The organism is Sphingomonas bisphenolicum (assembly GCF_024349785.1).
In the GTDB taxonomy this organism is placed as follows: domain Bacteria; phylum Pseudomonadota; class Alphaproteobacteria; order Sphingomonadales; family Sphingomonadaceae; genus Sphingobium; species Sphingobium bisphenolicum.
In genome coordinates this window covers 1399896-1418613 of sequence record NZ_AP018817.1, presented here as the reverse complement: position 1 = coordinate 1418613, position 18718 = coordinate 1399896, and the positions used below count along the sequence as shown (strand labels likewise).

The window sequence follows — 18718 nt, the reverse complement described above, 5'->3', positions numbered from 1 at the left end:
GGCGCTGGCTGGTCGATAGTCGCCTCGATGGCAGGTCCCGCGGGCTTCGCGCGGGCCTTATTGCGCTGCATCATTTAATTTCAAGAATCAGAAATTTTATTTCTCGCGAGGGTTGAGCCGCCTCCCTGCCGGGCGCATATAGGCGCCCTGAAAGCCGAGGAGTCGTATGGCGGCGATCCAGCGTCTCCTCCTTCATGATCGAAGCGGATCTAACCGCGTTGAGAGGTGAGCGAATGACGGCGCTGGCGGAAGCGAAGAACAAGGAAGTCGACAACAGCATCCGCGAGGCGCTGGAAGGCGCACTCAGCCGGGGCGCCCTGCCGGGCGAGAGCGAGGGATTTGACGCAGCCGCGCTGGCCGCCGCCGCCGCTTTCCTGGGACGCGCAGCCAATGGCCGCAAGCCGGGACAGGCGGCGATCCTGGTCGAAACGTTGGGCGAAGGGGCCAATGGCCGCTTCATGCGCCTGGCCATCGTCAATGACGACATGCCCTTCCTTGTTGATTCCATCGCCAATGCGCTGGCCGCAGCCGACATCACCATCCACCGCCTCTTCCATCCCGTGCTGTCGGTGACGCGCGACGGGAATGGCGCCCTCTCCGCCATATTGGATGACGACACGCCCGGTGCGCGACGCGAATCCATGATCTATGTCGAAACCGATCGCGCCGACGCGAAGGCGCGCCGCGCGCTTGAAAAGGCTCTGCAGGAAACCTTGGCCGATGTGCGGGCCGCCGTGGCGGACTGGCCCAAGATGCAGGCAGCCATGGGCGCCGACGCGGACGCCGTGCCCGACGAGGAAGGCGCGGCCTTGCTGCGCTGGTTCCTGGCGCGTCATTTCACCCAGACCGGCCATGAGATCGTCAAGCGCGACGGCAGCAGCAGCGCGCCGCTCGGCATCTGCACCCGCCACGACAAGCCGCTGATCGCTCCCGCCTCGCTGGAAGCCGCCTTCGCCTGGTTCGAGGAAGGCAAGCGCACGCCGCTCATCATCAAGTCCAGCCGCATCTCGCGCGTCCATCGCCTGGTGCTTCTCGACCTCGTCATCGTGCCCGTGCGCGAAGGCAAGGAGGTCAAGGCGCTGTCCATCCACGCCGGCATGTGGACCAGCTCCGGCCTGTCGGCGACCCCCGACAAGGTGCCGCTGCTGCGCTCGGCGCTCTCGACCCTGATGGACAAGTTCGGCTTCGATCCAGTCGGCCATGCCGGCAAGACGCTGGCTCATGCACTGACTGCCCTGCCGCACGACATCACCATCGGCTTCGACCGCGACACGCTGGAGCGGCTGGCGCTGACCTTCATGTCGCTGACCGACCGGCCACGCCCGAAGCTGGCGCTCGCCACCAGCGCACTGGCCCGCCATCTCTATGCCTTCGTGTGGCTGCCGCGCGACGAGTTGTCGACCGCCCGCCGCGTTGCGGTGCAGGATATGCTGGCGAAGGCGGCGAACGGCCCCGTGTTGAGCTGGTCGATCGCGCTCGAAGAAGGCGGTCTTGCGCTGCTCCGCATCACGCTTGACCTGCGCGAAGGCGGCGTGGTGCCCGATGACGCCGTGCTCGACCGCCAGCTCAAGCAGATGGTGCGCGGCTGGGTGCCAGCCGTCGAGGAGGCGCTTGCCGAAAACGAGGAAGGCGGTCGCGCCGCCGCCTTGGCCCAGCGCTTCGCGCCCGGTTTTCCGCTCGCCTATCGCAACGGCGCCGGCCCGGCCGAGGCTGCCATCGACATCCGCCTGCTCCACGGCCTGTCGGGTGAAGGCGACAAGTCGATCCGCATCTACCGCAATCCGGAAGACAGCAGCGAACGGCTGCGGCTCAAACTCTACAGCAGCCATACCGTCGCCCTGTCCGAAGTCGTCCCGGTGTTCGAGAATTTCGGCTTCCGCGTGATCGAGGAAATGACAACCGCGATCGACGGCGGCACGCTCGGCCATGTCCAGCGTTTCGTGCTGGAACTGCCCGCGGGTGGCGATGCGCAGGCCGTCATCGTCCGCGCCGACGTCGTGACCGAAGCGATCGCCCAGGTGCTCGAAGGCCGGGCGGAAAATGACCGGTTCAACGAACTGATCGTCACAGCCGGCCTGTCGCCGAGATCGGTCGTGTTGTTCCGTGCGCTCTATCGCTATCTGCGCCAGACCGGCGTCGCCTATGGCATGGCGACCTTCGCCGAAACGCTGCGCAAGGCGCAGGGCGTGACCGCCAACCTCATCATCCTGTTCGAGGCGTTGCACGATCCGGCGGCGCAGGATGGCGCGGCCGACCGCATCGCCCATGCCCAGGCGGAAATCGAGGCGGGCCTGGAACAGGTCACGGCGATTGACGAAGACCGCGTGCTGCGTCTGCTGCGCGCCGTCATCACCGCCACGCTGCGGACCAACTTTTACGCGCCCGCCGCGCAGGAAGCGCTGGCGTTCAAGCTGGATAGCGCGCTGGTCCCCGGCCTGCCCGCGCCGCTCCCCTGGCGCGAAATCTGGGTCTATTCCCCCCGCGTGGAGGGCATCCATCTGCGCGCCGGTCCAGTGGCCCGCGGCGGGCTGCGCTGGTCCGACCGGCGCGACGATTTCCGCACCGAAATCCTGGGCCTGATGAAGGCGCAGCGGGTGAAGAACGCCGTTATCGTGCCGACTGGCGCGAAGGGCGGTTTCTATCCCAAGCAATTACCAAGCCCCCTGGTCGATCGCGACGCCTGGCTGGCGGAAGGCACCGAAAGCTATCGCATCTTCATCCGGTCCTTGCTGTCGATCACCGACAATATCGTGAAGAACAAGGTGAAGCATCCGGCCCAGGTCGTCATCCATGATGGCGACGATCCCTATTTTGTCGTCGCCGCGGACAAGGGCACCGCAACCTTCTCCGATGTCGCCAACGCGATCGCGCTGGACCGCGATTTCTGGCTGGGCGATGCTTTCGCCAGCGGCGGCTCCAACGGCTATGATCATAAAGCGATGGGCATCACCGCGCGCGGCGCCTGGATCAGCGTGCAGCGCCACTTCGCCGAAATGGGCGTCGATGTGCAGAGCGAGCCGGTCAGCGTCGTGGGTTGCGGCGACATGTCGGGCGACGTGTTCGGCAATGGCATGCTGCTGTCGAAGGCCATCAAACTGGTCGCCGCCTTCGACCATCGCCACATCTTCTTCGATCCCACGCCCGATCCGGCGAAGAGCTGGGAAGAACGTAACCGTATGTTCGCCCTGCCCCGCTCCAGCTGGGAGGATTATGATAAAAAGCTTATTTCCAAGGGCGGCGGCGTCTTCTCGCGCAGTCTCAAGCGGATCGCGCTGACGCCCGAAATGCAGGCGGTCCTGGACGTCACCGACAAGGAAATGGAACCGGCCGCGCTGATATCCGCCATCCTCAAGGCGCCGGCGGACCTGCTCTGGTTCGGCGGCATCGGCACCTATGTGAAGGCAGCAGCGCAAAGCCATGGCGATGTCGGCGATCCCGCCAACGACCGCCTGCGCATCAACGCCGAACAACTACGCGTCAAGGTGGTGGGCGAAGGCGCCAACCTCGGCACGACGCAGGCCGGCCGCATCGCCTTCTCGCTGCATGGCGGGCGGATCAACACCGACTTCATCGACAATAGCGCTGGCGTCGACTGTTCGGACAACGAAGTGAACATCAAGATCGCGCTCAACAAGGAAATGATCGAGGGCCGCCTGCCCTTCGAGAAGCGCAACGCGCTGCTCGAAAGCATGACCGACGCAGTGGGCGACATCGTGCTGGAGGATAACCGCCTCCAGGCGCTGGGCCTCTCCATCGCCGAAGCCGGCGGCGCGGCCGACCTGGCTTCCTATGTCCGCCTGATCGAAACATTCGAGGAAACCGGACGGCTCGACCGCCAGGTCGAAGGGCTGGCCGCCAACGACCAGTTGCTGCGCCGCGGACAGGACGGCCAGGGGCTGACCCGGCCCGAACTGGCCGTGCTGCTCTCGACCGCCAAGCTGGCGCTGCAGGATGCGATCGAGCATGGCGACCTCGCCACCGACGACAGCATGACCGGCGAACTGATGGCCGCCTTCCCCGCCGCGATGCAGAAGAAGGAAGCGGACGCCATCGCCGCCCATGCGCTGCGCAAGGAGATCATCGCCACCAAGGTCGCCAACCGCATCGTCAATCGCCTCGGCCTCATCCATCCGTTCGAACTGGCGGAGGAGGAAGGCTGCTCGATGGCCGACCTTGCCAGCGCCTTCCTGATCGCCGAACGGCTCTATGATATTCGCGCGCTCTGGGCGGATATCGACGCGGCGGACATGGCCGAAGGCGCCCGCCTTGCCCTGTTCAGTGACATCGCCAGCGGCATGCGCGCGCAGATCGCGGACATATTGCGCGCCCTGCCTGCCGGGACGCTGCCCAGCGAAGGGCATGACCGCCTGTCCAAGGGCGTCGGCACCCTGGCTGCCCAGGTCGACGACCTGTTGACCAGCGAGGCGCAACGCCGCACCGCTGCCGTCACCGACCGGCTGCTCGGCCTTGGCGCGCCCGAAACCCTGGCGCTGCGCACGGCGGGTCTGTTCAAGCTCGACGGCGCGGTCGGCATCGCCGCCCTTGCCGCGCGCATGGGCGTGGACGAAGTCGCGCTCACCCGCGCCTTCACCCATCTGGGCGAAGCGGTCGGCATCGACTGGGTCCAGTCCGCCGCCGCGCGCATGGAACCGACCGATCCGTGGGAACGACTGCTCATTTCCGGCGTCGCCCGCGACATGCAGCAGGTCCGGCTCGATTTCCTCGCGCACGGAAAGGGCAAGGACATCCCCATTCATGTCGAGGACTGGCTACAGGCCAAGGGCGCGCGCATCCGTCAATTCCGCACCCTGGTCCAGCGCGCAAAGGCCGCCGCAACGCCCAATGTCGCGATGCTCGCCGAAATAGCGGGCCAGGCGCGTGGCCTGCTGGGGCGGTAAAAAACGGGCGTGTTCCGGCGAAGGCCGGAACCCAGTCCCACCGTCTGATCTGGGTTCCCGCCTGCGCGGGAACACGGGATGCTTTAGCCGCCTACAGAAAGGGCGTCATTCTCGCGAAAAGAATGACGCCCTTTCTGTGTCGCGCGAATGCAACCCTTATTGCGGCGCGTCCGTCGCCGGTTCGGCGGCGTCATCGTCCCCATAAGGATCGGGCAGCACCACCTTGGGCGCGTCCTTCTTGCCCGGCGTGGGGATGGCGTCGCCGTAGATGGGGATGACCGGTTCGGCCGATACCCGCCCATGCAGCGCGTCGATCTCCGCCTGCCGCTGCTTCAGATACAGCGTCTTGTAGACGGTGTAGGGATCATCCTCTTTCCGGATCGCCGTGATCGTCTCGTCGAACGCGGCGCGCTCGCCCAGTTGGTTCAGGATCGTCGCGGGAATGACATAGGCCGGCTTGAAGAATTTGCCGCCCAAGGCGAAGGGCAGGATCATCTTGTCCGCGGTGTCGCCGATGATATCGCGCAGCGTGGTCGGCCCGACGATCGGCAGATACATATAAGGCCCTGGCCCCACCCCATAAAAGCCCAGCGTATTGGCGATGCCATTGTCGCGATGGGGCAGGTTGAACGGCTTGCGCTTTGCAACATCGAACAGGCCGACGAAGCCCAGCGTCGTATTGACGCCGAAACGCCCCGCCGTCTCGAACGCCTTGCCCGGCTTGAATTGCAGCAGATAAGCCGCCGCCACGACCGGTTCACCCAGGTTCGAGAAGAAGTTGCGCAACCCCTTGCGGACCGGGCGCGGCAGGCCCTTGTTATAGGCCTTCGCCACCGGCTCAACCACCGCCTTGTCGACCGACTGCACCGCCTCGAAACTCTTGGCGTTAAGCTGCTCCAGCGGATCGCCCTTGGGCGCGCCCTTGTCGCCGGTCACGACGATATCCTGCGCCGCGTCGCCCTGCGGATCAGGTGGTGCGGCGAGCGCCTGGGCCGCGGGCGCCGGATCGGCGGGCGGAACGGACGGCGCGGCATCCTGCGACCCGGCTGCGACTTCCGCGGCCACAGCGAGTTGCGGCGCGGCGGCTTCCGCCTGCGTCCCGATCATCATCATTCCCGCAGCAACGGCCGGCAATAGCATATTCATGTCCTAGCAGCGGCCACACGCTCTCCCCCGCGCAGCCGTCAAGAGCCGTGACGTCCCGGACATGTTTAATCCGTGTTACATCAGGCATATGGTGCGGCTAGAGGTGGTGGCCATGATCGTCAATAGCAAGGCCATGCCCTAGACCGGTCTGAAGAGGCCGCTCACCGCAGTCGATCGGCCACCCTATACATTTTGATACAAAATTCCTGCTGCGACTCGTTTGCAACTGCGAGTCGTTCTCGTTATGCGAGGGGCAGTATATCGCAGGAACAATCCTACCCCATGCATGGAACCACCCGTATCCAGTCGCCCAGAAAGAAGAGCGCCAAAGCCTTCTGGATGAAGCAGCTCCATACCTGGCATTGGGTCAGTTCCGCCGTCAGCCTGATCGGCCTGCTGCTCTTTGCCTTTACCGGCATCACGCTGAACCATGCCGCCGATGTCGAGGCATCGCCCCGGACCATCGAGAAAAGCGCCACCCTGCCCGCCGACCTGCTGACACAGGTCGCGGCCGACGACGCGCCCGACGTGAAAAAGCCCCTGCCCGCGCCCGTCGCCGCCTGGGTCCAACAATCCGTGGGACAGGCAGGCGCCGGCAATGCCGAATGGTCGGCCGATGAAATCTATCTGCCCCTGCCCCGTCCCGGCGGCGACGGCTGGGTATCGATCGACCGGCATAGCGGCGCCGTCACCAGCGAAAGCACCAGTCGCGGCTGGATCAGCTATCTGAACGATCTGCACAAGGGGCGCAATGCGGGCAGCGTGTGGAAATGGTTCATCGATATCTTCTCGATCGCCTGTTTCGTCTTCGCGCTGACCGGGCTGGTGCTGCTTCAGCTTCACGCCAAGAAGCGGCCCAGCACCTGGCCGCTGGTTGCGATCGGCCTTGCGCTTCCGGCGCTACTCGCCATCATCTTCATCCATTAAAGGGGACCAACCATGCAGATCAGCCATCGTCTGGCTCTGACCGGCGCGGCGGCGCTCGGCGCGGCCGGAACCGCGGCTGCGCCCGCCATCGCGCAGACGCTCAATCTCAGCGTCAATATCCCGCGCCTGTCGGTCGCCGAATATCATCGTCCCTATGTCGCCATCTGGATCGAGAAAGAGGGTGCCGCCCCCCGCACCCTGTCGGTCTGGTATGATGTCGACAAGGCGAAAGGCGAAGGCACCAAATGGCTGCGCGACGTGCGCCAGTGGTGGCGCGCATCGGGCCGGTCGCTCAGCTTCCCGGCCGACGGTGTTTCCGGCGCGACGCGCGCGCCGGGCGAACAGAAGATCGCCTTCACCGCCGGCAAGGGGCCGCTGGGCGCGCTCGGGCCCGGCAACTACACGCTGATCGTGGAGGCGGCGCGCGAAGTGGGCGGACGCGAAGTGTTGCGCCTGCCCTTCGCCTGGCCACCCAAGCCCGGCGCGACCGTCAAGGTGCAGGGCAGCAGCGAACTGGGCGCTATCGCCCTCACTTTCGGCAAATAACAGGGATTAAACCATGAAAAGCAGATTTCTCATCGCGGGCGCGCTCGCTGTCCTGATGGTCTCCGGCGCGGCACAGGCGCATCGTCAGTGGATGCTCCCCTCCTCCACCACCCTGTCAGGCACCGATAGCTGGGTGACGGTCGACGCCGCCGTGTCCAACGACCTTTTCTATTTCGAACATTTCCCGATGCAGACCGACAATATCGTCGTGACCGAGCCTGACGGCGCGACGGGCAAGATCGAGAATGCGGCCAAGGGCCGTTATCGCTCCACCTTCGACGTGCATCTGACCAAGCCCGGCACCTATCGCATCGCCAGCGTCTCGACCGGCGTGATGGGCAGCTATATGCTGAACGGCAAGCAGGAACGCCTGCCCCGCGGCACGACCAAGGACAAGCTGGCCACCGCCATCCCCGCTGGCGCGACCGACGTGCAGACGGCCGAAATGTCGAACCGCAACGAGATTTTCGTAACGCTGGGCGCGCCCAGCACCACCATCTTCAAGCCGACTGGCAGCGGCATCGAACTGGTCCCCGTCACCCATCCCAATGACCTGGTGTCGGGCGAAGCCGCGACCTTCCAGTTCTTGCTCGACGGCAAGCCTGCGTCGGACCTGAAGGTCACGGTCATCCCCGGCGGCATTCGTTACCGGGATGCGCTGGGCCAGATCGACCTGACCACCGACAAGGACGGCAAGGTCGCCGTCACCTGGCCGCAGCCGGGCCTCTACTGGCTGAACGCCAGCATCGGCGGCGGCCGTGAAGGCGGTCCGGGTGGTACGGGCGGCGAAGGTGGCGCGGGTGGGGCAGGCGCGCCGCCAGCGCCCCGTCCGCAGGCGCCCGCAGGCCCGCCGCAGCGGCGCGCCGCCTATATCACCACATTGGAAGTGCTGGCGCCCTGAACCCGGCCAATCCCCACGGTATCCGCATCGCGATAGCGCCCGGCCTGTCGCCTGACCATTTTGTCGGGCGACAGCGCAGGGGCGCTATCGTCCCATATGGTGGACCCACCATGGGGACGAGCTGGTCGGCGCAAGTCGTCGATCCGCCCGCGCGCTGCGAAAGCGCCATCGAAGCGGTGCTGGCGCGCGTCATCGACCAGATGAGCAATTGGGAAACGGATTCCGCGATCAGTCGCTTCAACCGCTTGGCCGTGGGCGAATGGATGCGGCTCCCCGCCGACATGCTGACGGTGTTGCGCGCCGGGCTGGACATGGCCCGCCGCTCCGGCGGCGCCTTCGATCCCGCGATCGGTCGGCTGGTGGACCGATGGGGTTTCGGCCCCGGCCTCCAGCCCGCGACGTCAGCTACCGTTCCCGCTCCTTGGACGAGCATCGAAGTCGAAGACGATCGCGCCCGCCGACTTGCCGACGTCGCGCTCGACTTTTCCGGCATTGCCAAGGGCTTCGCGGTCGATGCAGCCGCAGCGCAGTTGCGCGCCATGGGCGTCGCCAATTTCCTGATCGAGATCGGCGGGGAGCTGCGCGGCAAGGGCGTCAAGCCCGATATTCAGCCTTGGTGGGTCGATGTCGAAGCGCCGCCCGACCTGGCCGTCCCCAAGCTGCGCATCGCGCTGTGCAGCCTGTCGGTCGCGACTTCGGGCGACTATCGCCGCTTCCGCATCGAGGATGGCGCGCGCCTGTCCCACAGTATCGATCCCGCGACCGGCGCCCCGATCGCGGCCGGCGTCGCCTCCGTCACCGTGCTGCACGACAGCGCCATGCTGGCCGATGCCTGGGCCACCGCCATCACCGTGATGGGGCCGGATCGGGGCATGGCGCTGGCCACCCGCCACGATCTCGCCGCCCGGCTGGTGCTGCGCACGGATGGTGGCGCGCAGGAATATATGACCCCCGCGCTGGCTGCGATGCTGGCGTGACCGGGGCCGGAAATGCGGCCTTGCCGGACAAGGCGCAGCTGATTTTGCCGGCCCCGGCCCCGGCCGCGGGCGCCGGAATTTCCGGAACTTCATGCATATCGCGCATGGCGAATTTTTCGCGCGACTTTGCCGCCAGCGGGTGCCGGCTGGCGGCTGAGGGGCGTTGACGATGGGAAGGAGCCGCCCGAAGCCATAGCGGAATCGGGCGATGTAGGACAGAGACGGGTGGCAGGATCGGGTGGTTAGCGGACTGTCTGCTTTCCTCCGTCATCCCAGAGGGATATGGCCGAAAAAGGCCGTTCCCCGTCAGGCGTCGGCCCAGCGGCGCAGGAGGTTGTGATAGACGCCGGTCAGGCGGATGACCTCGTCATGATCCTGCCCCATGGCCGCTGCCACGCCCTGGACGCTGCGGTCGAGGTCGAACAGCATCTGCCGGGCGCCATCGTCCCGCACCATCGACTGGAGCCAGAAGAAGCTCGCCACGCGCCGTCCGCGCGTCACCGGCTCGACCCGGTGCAGCGAGGAAGAAGGATAGAGCACCGCATGGCCGGCGGAGAGCTTCACCTGCTGCACCCCGAATTGCGTCTCGATCGTCAGTTCGCCGCCATCATAGGCGTCGGGTTCTTCCAGAAAGACGGTGATCGACAGGTCGGAGCGCACGCGAAAACCCGTCCCCGCCTGGATGCGCACAGCATTGTCGACATGCACGCCGAACTTCTGCCCGCCGGCATAGCTGTTGAACAAGGGCGGGAATATCTTGAGCGGCAGCGCGGCGGCGATGAACAGCGGCGACCGGCCAAGCGCATCCAGCACCATCTGCCCCGCCTGCCGGGCCGCGTCGCAGTCTTCGGGCAATTGCAGGTTGCGCTTGGCCAGCGCCGATTGATGGCCGGAGGTGATGTTGCCATCCACCCAGTCCGCAGCATCGACGACGGCGCGAATGGCGGCGACGCCGGCGGCATCGATCAGGTCGGGTATGGCAATCAGCATGGAAAAGCGTGTCCGTCAGGCGGCATCGGTGCGCAGGATGAAGGGGATTTCGACCACGCCCCGCACGCGGACCGGCTGTCCGCCGCGGATGGTGGGCTTCCAGCGCCAGCCCTTGACCGCATCCCTGGCGGCATTGTCGAGCCGGGCGAAACCGCTGCTCTGGCTGACGGCGATGCTTTCGACGCCGCCATCCACGGCGAGCGTGATCGTCAGCACCACGGTCCCCTGCTCATGTTTGCGGCGGCTGTCGATCGGATAGCGCGGCGGCTTGCCCGCAACCATCTGCGTGCCGAGGTCGCCGCCCTGCACCATGCTGGGCGGCGCAGGCGGCGCGGTGACGGGTGCGGGCGGTCCCGGCACGGCCACGGTGACAGGTACGGGCGTCGGCGCCGGAACCGGCTCGGGTGATGTCTGGATCTGCACCGGCGGCACCGGCGTCTGCACGATCGGCGGCGGCGCGACCACTTGCGGCGCGGAAGGCGGCGGCGGTGGGGTTTCCGCTGCGGGCGGCGGCGGGGGCGGCGGCGACAGGTTCACCACGGTCAGCTTGGCGATTTCCGCCCGTTGCACATGGTTACGCACCTGGATCAGGGCGCCGATCAACAGCGCGTGGACGACAAGGATGGCCGCAATGGCGGAGATATTGGGGCGGGATCGCGCGCCATAGCGATCGTCCGGCGATGTCGCCCACGATTCGAACGACCTGGACGCAACCGAAGCGGACGCGTTCGCCTGCTCCGAAACCGCATCATAATCGTCGATTGGCTGGCTCGCCGCCTGCAACATGACAGTGTCTTCCCTTGCGTGACCCCGTAGCGTTTGCCGATAGCCTGTAGACTAATGCGAATCAATTGCGATGTTTGCAGAGAAACATGGAGAAAGAATGAGACGGGCGGCCACCCGGAGCGCATGGGCCTTTGCGGTGGGATAAATCGCCGCCCGTCCTGCGTCCCCGGCCGCATCGGACCGGGGAAAGGGCGGACATCAGAACTGATAGTTCAGGCTGAACACGGCCGACCGCGTCGGCGCAGGCTGCGCCCAGCTTCCGCCAATCGCATTGCGCACCGTCGTCACATATTTCTCGTTGGTGAAGTTCTGGACGTTGACCTGCGCCTTGAGGTTCGGGGTGATCGGATAGTTCACCATCAGACGATGGATGGTGTAGCTCGGCACATGATAGCCGACATAGGTGCCCGCCGTAAGCTGGGCCAGCGTCGGCTGGTTCAGCAAGAACCTGCCCTGATAAGTGAGGCCATATCCCAGTTCGAGGCCGAAGGCGAAGCGATAGGTGGTGAACAGGCTGCCCGAATGTTTGGGCGTGTTGGTCAGCGCATAGCCGGCCGTCGGATCGGGAAAGGCCGGGCTGTTGGCGCAGGTGCCGGCCGCCGGGTCCGTGGCCCCAGGATGGGCGAGGCAGTAATCCGAAACGCCCTGTTTGATCTTCGATTTCAGATACATGTAATTGGCAGAAATCGTCCAGTTGCCGGTGATATTGCCCGACGCGCCGAAGGAAATCCCCTCGACCCGCTGATGCCCGTCGGTCGCCTGGTCCGGCAGGGTCGGATCGCCCGAGACGACCTTGATCTGGTCGCGATCGTTGCGGAAGGCGGCGAGGGTCAGCAGCAGCTTCCTGTCGAACAGGTCGGCCTTGGCGCCGACTTCGTAATTTTTCGTGGTTTCCGGCTTCACGAAACAGGTGCCGCTGCCGCCCGCCGCATTGGCCACGGTGCAGGTGCCGTCGACCGAGGCTTTCGAAGGCAGCTTGCTGTTGCCATAGGCGACATAGAGGCTGGTGTCGGGCGTCGGTTTCACCACCGCGCCGATGCGATAGGAGAAGAGATTGTCGTCGGTGCGCGGCGGGTTGGTCACGCTGGTCAACTGGCCGAGCGTCGCGTCGACCGCGGTGCTGTAGGCGAAGCTGCGGCTGAGACCCTTCACATTTTCATAACGCAGACCGCCGTTGATCTCGAAAAAGTCGCTGAACTTGATCGTGTCGAACAGATAGGCGGCATAGCTGGTCTGTTCGCCGAGCGACCGGGCCGAGCGGATGAAGTTGATGGGACCATTATAGTCGTTGTTGCCATAGGTGTATCCCGCCGGACCCTGGACGATGTCGCCGGGGTTGGCGATGCTGACCAACGGGAAGAGCGGGGTCGAGCCATCGGCGTTGCGGGGAAGCGCGCCCTGCTCCTGCCGATATTGTTCCCACATCGCCGACGCGCCGAGCACCAGCGTGTGGCCGATCCCGCCGGTGTCGAAATCGGCGCTGAGGTCGATTTGGTTATAGGCGGTGGTGTTGTTGATGAAACGCTGTACGCCGCGGCCGCCGGTGGGCAGATAATAGCCGGCCGGTACGGTGAAATTCGCACCGTTGACGGTGGTGGTGCAGGCCGCGCCGATCCCTGTGTTGACGTCTGGCGGCTGAAGCCCCGTGGAGGCGAGGCAGAAGGTGCCGTTGGGCTGGCTGGTGATCGTGTTCTGGCGAATATGTTCGTAACGGGTCAGGTTGCGAATCTTCACCATGTCGCTGAACGCATGGCTGAAGATGGCCTGGAGCGAGCGCGTCCTGCTGTTCTGTTGGTCCAGATTGGCGAAGCCATAATAGCCCGACCGGTCGAATTCCTTCAGGAAGCCGCCCTCGCGCGGATAATAGCGCACGCCATATTGGGGCATGGCGTCGTCGTGCAGATATTCGCCTTGCAGCGTCAGGCTGGTGGGGCCGTCGATGCCGATGGTGAGCGCGGGGGCAAAGCCGTAGCGCTCGTAATTTTCGACGTCGCGGCCGGGCACGTCATTCTTGTGATAGACGGCGTTGAGGCGCACCGCGATCAGGTCGTTGACGCGCTGGTTGGCGTCGATCGTGGCGCGGTAATAATTGTCGGTGCCGATGCCCGCGTTCAGGATCGTCTGGTCGTCAGCCAGCGGCCGCTTGGTGACGAGGTTGATCGTGCCGGCGACCGAGCCGCCGCCGTTCATCACCGAATTGGCGCCGTTGGTGACCTCGACCTGCTCGATATTATAGACTTCGTTGCGGTTGAGGAAGGCGCCAGACCGCACGCCATCGACGGTCACGTCGTTCTTCGCGTCCTGGCCGCGCAGGATGATGCGGTCGCCATAGCCGAAGCCGCCCTCGCCCGCGCCGAAGGTGATGCCGGGCACGGTGGACAGGACGTCGCGCAGGGTGAGCAGATTCTGCTGCTGGATGGTTTCCTTGCCGATGACGGTGATGGTCTGCGGCGTGTCGAGCAGGGGCCGGGTATATTTGGGCGATTCCGCCTTTTCCACCTTGATCGCCGATTCATCGATCGCAGTGTCGGTGACGGTCATGCCGCCCAGCCGCGGCCCCTTTTCAGCTTCCTGCGCGCTCGCGGTCGTCGCAAAGGCCATTGCGCCGACGCAGCTCAGCGCCAGAAAGGACGTTATATTCCCGGACTTCGGCATGTTCGCAGATCCCCCTTTGATTGTTGGGGAACTGCTATTGAGAGTCTTTCTCAGAGTCAACGCTATTGAGAATAATTCTTATCGTTGTCGCAAAATGTATCAGCAAACAGCCAGCAGCGGATGGCGCTGGCCAGATTGGGCGGATGCGGCACGGCCAGCCGCGCCGCGTCGATGCGGGCGACCAGCGCGTTGATCGGGAGATTGTGTCGGGTGGCATGGGCGCGCAAGGCGTCCCAGAAGATCGGTTCCAGGCTGATTGCGGTCTGATGCCCGGCGATGGTCACGCTCCGCTTGACCGGCGGCGCGAAGGGCGACCCTTCCAGCCCTTCCGGGCTATCGTCAGGGTCGCCCGTCACCATCAATACATGTGCTGGCCGCCGTTGATCGACAGGGTGCTGCCGGTCACGAAGCCGCCTTCCTCGCTGCAGAAGAAGGCGACGCCACGCGCAATCTCGCTGGCCTGGCCCAAGCGGCCGACCGGGATTTTGGCAACGATCTTCTCCAGCACCGGCGCGGGCACCGCGGCGACCATGTCGGTGTCAATATAGCCGGGCGCGATCGCATTGACAGTGATGCCGGACTTGGCGCCTTCCTGCGCTAGGGCCTTGGTGAAGCCGTGGATGCCGGACTTGGCGGCGGCATAATTGACCTGGCCATATTGGCCGGCCTGGCCGTTGATCGAGCCGATATTGACGATCCGCCCCCAGCCGCGTTCCCGCATGCCGCCGAAGGTCGCCTTGGACATGTTGAAGCAACCGCCGAGGTTGATGCGCATCACCTCGTTCCAGTCGTCGAAGCTCATCTTGGCCAGCACGCCGTCGCGGGTGATGCCGGCATTGTTGACGACGATGTCAACCGGGCCGAGCGCTTCGGTCACCGCGGCGCAGCCGTCGAGGCAGGCCTGATGATCGCCGACGTCCCATTTGAAGGTCGCGATGCCGGTCTTGTCGGTAAAGGCCTTCGCCTTCTCCTCATTGCCGGCATAGTTGGCGGCGACGGTATAGCCCATCTCCTGCAACGCCAGGCTGATCGCCTCGCCGATGCCGCGCGTTCCGCCGGTCACAATCGCCACTCTCGACATATCAGCGTCCTCTTCCTGCAACAGGGGTCAGTCGATCCAACCCGAAAGCTCGCGGCCCATAAGCCTCTGATAGAGAGTGATAGCTTCCGCTGATGCGTTTAGACAGGGCAAAAGGGCAAATTTTTCGCCACCTTGGTCCAAAAAAACCGCTTTCGCGCGCAGGGCGATTTCCTCTAGGGTTTCAAGGCAATCCGCCGCGAATCCGGGCGTGACCACAGCAATATTGCGGACACCGTCTTTCACCAATCTGGCGAGCGTCGCTTCGGTTTCCGGTTCGAGCCATTTGGCCCGGCCGAAGCGTGACTGGAAGCTCATATGAACCGGCAGAGCCAGCGCTTCGCGGAGCAGGCGAACGGTCTTGACCGACTGGCAATGATAGGGATCGCCCAGATGCAGGGTGCGTTCGGGCATGCCGTGGAAACTGGCCAGCAAGGCGTCGGGCACGAAGTCGAGCGCCGCGACATGCCGGTCGATCGACGCCTTGAGCGCGGCGATATAGGCCGGATCGTCATGATAGGGCGGCAGGGTGCGGATGGCGGGCTGCCAGCGCATCGCGGCCAGCGCGGCGAAGGCAGCGTCATTGGCGGTCGCCGTGGTGGCCGCGCAATATTGGGGATAGAGCGGCGCGAGCAGGATGCGCTCGCAGCCTTGCGCCTTCATCGCCGCAAGCTTCTCCGCAATGGCGGGATTGCCGTAGCGCATCGCCCAGTCGACCACCACGCCCTGCCCCATCGCCTGTTGCAGCGCATGGGCGGTGGCGCGGGTATGGACGGCCAGCGGCGAACCGTCCGGCGTCCACACCTGCTGATAGGCATGGGCGGATTTCTTCGGCCGGGTGGTGAGGATGACGCCGCGCAGGATCGGTTGCCAGAGGAGTTGCGGAATCTCCACCACGCGCCGGTCGGACAGAAATTCCGCCAGATAGCGGCGCACCGCACCGGCGTCCGGCGCGTCCGGCGTGCCGAGGTTGATGAGCAGCACGCCGACCTTGGGCGTGGGGATGGCGGGATGATCGGGTGGCAGGGTCATGCGGTGCCCACTAGCGGCAGACTGCGCAGCCGTTGCCCTGTCCATGTGTACAGGGCGTTGGCGATGGCGGGCGCGACGAGCGGGGCGGCCAGATCGCTGACGCCGGCCGGATCGGCGGTGCTGCGCATCAGTTCCACCGTGACTTCGCCGATGTCGGCGAGGCGCGGCAGGTTCATGCGGCCGAGGATGGCGCGGGTCGGCAGGCCGCGCTCATAGGGAATGGAGGCGCCCATCGCATAGGCGAGGCCATAGACCAGCCCGCTTTCGATCTGCTGGCGGGCGATGTCGGGATTGACCTGATCGCCGGCGTCGACGGCCGCGACGATGCGGCTGACGCTGAGCTTATCGCCGTTCATCGCCGCCTCCACCATGATGGCGGCATAGGCGCCGTCCATCATATGGGCGGATAGCCCCTGCCCGCTGCCCGCTATGCCGCCCTGCCAGCCGCCCATCGACGCCGCGGTCGACAGGCAATGGGCGAGGCGCGGATTGCCGCCCAGCATCTGGATGCGGAAGGACATGGCCTCCATCCCCGACAGATGCGCCAGTTCATCGACGAAACTTTCCGTGAAGAAAGCGCCGTGGAGATGGGCATTACCGCGGGTGAAGCCGAGCGGCAGACCGACGTCGGTCGGGAAATGATCGACCGCCCAGTTGGGAATGGCATAGGGCGGGGCCATGCCGGCGACGGCCAGCCGGGTCGCCTTGTCCACTGCATCCGCCGCCGCAACGTGCGGCAAGACGCCATCGGCGATGCGCGCCCATGTCTGCGTCAGGGCGCAGGGCGCGGCGACCTTCGCCAGCCAGCCTTCGATCGCGCCGTTGCGGCCGAGCTTGGCCGCCATGCGGGCGTGGGCGGGGGCGCTGGGCCGATCCTGGACCACATCCTCCAGCCGCGACCAGAGCAGTTGCACCGGCCGCCCCATGTCGCGCGCCAGCAGCGCCGCCTGCACCCCGGCATCCCAATCCATCCTGCGGCCGAACGACCCGCCGGCATGGAGCGGATAGAGCGTCACCGCCCGTTCCGGCAGGCCCAGCGCATCGGCGATCGCCGCGCGGGCGAGGCCGGGCGCCTGCGTCGCCATCCAGATTTCCGCGCCGTCGTCGGTGACGCGGGCGGTGGCGCACTGGGGTTCGAGCGCCAGATGCAGCCCGGCATCGACCTGATATTCGCTGGCGAGGATGGTCGCCCCCTCGAACACCGGGGCCAGATCGCCCTGGGCATAGAGGCGGCGACCGTCCGATCCCGCAAAAGCCGCCTCCAGCGCATCGTCGATGCCGCCACTGCTGACCGGGACGCCGCGCAGGGTAAAGACCGGGTCGGCGAGGTCGAGCGCCTTGTTGGCGGCCCACCAATTGCTGGCGACCGCGGCGACCCAGCGTTCCTGCCGCACGAGCTTGAGGAAGCCGGTGACGCTGCCGGCGGCGCGTTCGTCCAGCCCGGCCAGCAGGGCGTCGCCGATCGGTCCCTGCCGGATCGAGGCATAGACCATGTCGGGCAGACGAATGTCGGCGGTGAAATTATGGCTGCCGTCGATCTTCGACGGGGTATCGAGCCGCGGCAGATCCTGCCCGGAAAGGCGGCCATCCTGCCCCTGGCGATAGGGCAGGATATCGGGCAGGTCGAACCGGGCGGCATCCGCGACCACATCGCCGATCTTCATGCGGCGCGCGCCGCCGTCAGAGATGATGCCATCCTGAATGTCGCAGCTTTCCCAGGGAATGGTCCAGCGCGCCGCGGCCGCCTTGCACAGCAGAACGCGAGCCGCGGCGCCGGAGTCGCGATAAGCATCGCGGAACATCGGAACGGAGGTGCCGCCGCCGGTCAGCATCAGCGCGCCGCGCGTCGCATATTGGCCGATCGCCCAGTCGCCAGCGTCACCGAGCAGCCGCGTCCAGTCGCTCGCGAGCCATTCACGCGCCAGCAGGGTGTTGGCGTAGAGCGGACTGATCGGCGCGCTCTGCACCGCGATGGTGCGCCAGTCGGCGCCCAGTTCGTCGGCCAATATCTGCGGCAGGACGGTGGTGACGCCCTGCCCCATTTCGGTCTGCGGCACGACGACGATGATCTGGCCGGATGCATCGATCTTCAGGAAGGCGTTGACGATGGTTTCGCCGGGACCGGCGTTGAGATTGGGCTGGTAGCTGCGCGGCCATACGCCCCAGGCGAGCAGCAGCCCCGCCGCTGCGCCACCGCCGATCAGCAGCGTGCGCCGGTTGATGCCCTGATGTTTGCCGGATTGCTTCCGCGGGGTGCGCGCCATGCCAGCCTGATAGAGCCGCAGGCGCGCGCTGCCTAGCGTTAATCGGCACCTATCGGCGCGAGGCCGAGCCGGGGGATGTCGATTGCCGGACAACGATCCATCACCACCTTCAACCCGGCCGCGTCGGCGCGCGCTGCCGCCGCTTCGTTGACGACGCCCAGTTGCATCCACACCGCCTTGGCCCCGGCGGCGATGGCGTCGTCCACCGCCTCCCCCGCCGCTTCGCTGCGACGGAAGATATCGACCATGTCTACGGCCACGCCGATGTCGGACAGGCGGCCCCAGACAAATTCGCCATGGACATGCTCACCGGCAATCTGCGGATTGACCGGCAGGACGCGATAGCCATGGTCCTGAAGGAATTTCATTACGCCATAGCTGGGGCGGTCCGGGCGATCGGAAATGCCGACCAGCGCGATGGTGCGGGTTTCCGACAGCAAGGCGGCGATGTCCTGCGGGGCGGTGAGCGGCATGGCGTATCTCCTTTGCGACCGAGATGGGGAGGACGCGGGCGAACG

Annotated in this window: 14 protein-coding genes; 5 read left to right on the top strand and 9 right to left on the bottom strand. The window is 65.7% G+C overall.

Annotation, left to right across the window (positions count from 1 at the left end):
• Positions 1–233: 233 nt before the first annotated feature.
• Entirely contained in the window at positions 234–4898 is a 4665-nt protein-coding gene (locus SBA_RS07105) for an NAD-glutamate dehydrogenase (protein WP_261936355.1), read from the top strand.
• 156 nt (positions 4899–5054) lie between these two features.
• Here the strand turns inward: SBA_RS07105 and SBA_RS07100 are convergent, their stop codons facing one another.
• A complete protein-coding gene (locus tag SBA_RS07100) occupies positions 5055–6038 on the bottom strand; it encodes an MlaA family lipoprotein (protein WP_224547426.1) in 984 nt (327 codons plus the stop codon).
• Positions 6039–6326: 288 nt separating this feature from the next.
• On the opposite strand from SBA_RS07100, the gene SBA_RS07095 reads away from it, so the two are divergent.
• The 4 genes from SBA_RS07095 (at position 6327) to SBA_RS07080 (ending at position 9395) form a co-directional block, all read left to right on the top strand.
• Positions 6327–6971: a PepSY-associated TM helix domain-containing protein gene (locus tag SBA_RS07095; RefSeq protein WP_261936354.1), complete on the top strand. Its 645-nt coding sequence runs from the start codon at positions 6327–6329 to the stop codon at positions 6969–6971.
• 12 nt (positions 6972–6983) lie between these two features.
• Positions 6984–7517, top strand: a complete 534-nt coding sequence (locus SBA_RS07090) for a DUF2271 domain-containing protein (RefSeq protein ID WP_261936353.1) — start codon at positions 6984–6986, stop codon at positions 7515–7517.
• A 13-nt stretch (positions 7518–7530) separates the two neighbouring features.
• A complete protein-coding gene (locus SBA_RS07085; RefSeq protein WP_261936352.1) occupies positions 7531–8418 on the top strand; it encodes a DUF4198 domain-containing protein in 888 nt (295 codons plus the stop codon).
• A 110-nt stretch (positions 8419–8528) separates the two neighbouring features.
• Positions 8529–9395: an FAD:protein FMN transferase gene (locus SBA_RS07080; RefSeq protein WP_224547347.1), complete on the top strand. Its 867-nt coding sequence runs from the start codon at positions 8529–8531 to the stop codon at positions 9393–9395.
• A gap of 306 nt (positions 9396–9701) precedes the next feature.
• On the opposite strand, the gene SBA_RS07075 is transcribed toward SBA_RS07080, so the two are convergent.
• The 8 genes from SBA_RS07075 to SBA_RS07040 all read right to left on the bottom strand — a co-directional run bounded on the left by SBA_RS07075 (position 9702) and on the right by SBA_RS07040 (position 18673).
• Positions 9702–10385, bottom strand: coding sequence for a Fe2+-dependent dioxygenase (locus tag SBA_RS07075; RefSeq protein ID WP_261936351.1), 684 nt, complete (start codon positions 10383–10385; stop codon positions 9702–9704).
• A 15-nt stretch (positions 10386–10400) separates the two neighbouring features.
• A complete protein-coding gene (locus SBA_RS07070) occupies positions 10401–11171 on the bottom strand; it encodes an energy transducer TonB (RefSeq protein ID WP_261936350.1) in 771 nt (256 codons plus the stop codon).
• Positions 11172–11369: 198 nt separating this feature from the next.
• Positions 11370–13826, bottom strand: a complete 2457-nt coding sequence (locus SBA_RS07065; RefSeq protein ID WP_261936349.1) for a TonB-dependent receptor — start codon at positions 13824–13826, stop codon at positions 11370–11372.
• A 62-nt stretch (positions 13827–13888) separates the two neighbouring features.
• Entirely contained in the window at positions 13889–14185 is a 297-nt protein-coding gene (locus tag SBA_RS07060) for a ribbon-helix-helix domain-containing protein (RefSeq protein ID WP_224547354.1), read from the bottom strand.
• On the bottom strand, positions 14185–14907 hold the full coding sequence (gene phbB, locus SBA_RS07055; protein WP_224547356.1) for an acetoacetyl-CoA reductase: 723 nt from the start codon (positions 14905–14907) through the stop codon (positions 14185–14187). Before phbB ends, SBA_RS07060 begins: the two co-directional genes overlap by 1 nt.
• 27 nt (positions 14908–14934) lie before the next feature.
• A complete protein-coding gene (gene hemH / locus SBA_RS07050; protein ID WP_261936348.1) occupies positions 14935–15936 on the bottom strand; it encodes a ferrochelatase in 1002 nt (333 codons plus the stop codon).
• On the bottom strand, positions 15933–18200 hold the full coding sequence (locus SBA_RS07045) for a xanthine dehydrogenase family protein molybdopterin-binding subunit (protein WP_261936347.1): 2268 nt from the start codon (positions 18198–18200) through the stop codon (positions 15933–15935). The genes hemH and SBA_RS07045 overlap by 4 nt, the downstream gene beginning before the upstream one ends.
• Before the next feature lie 38 nt (positions 18201–18238).
• Positions 18239–18673: a CoA-binding protein gene (locus tag SBA_RS07040; RefSeq protein WP_261936346.1), complete on the bottom strand. Its 435-nt coding sequence runs from the start codon at positions 18671–18673 to the stop codon at positions 18239–18241.
• Positions 18674–18718 lie beyond the last annotated feature (45 nt).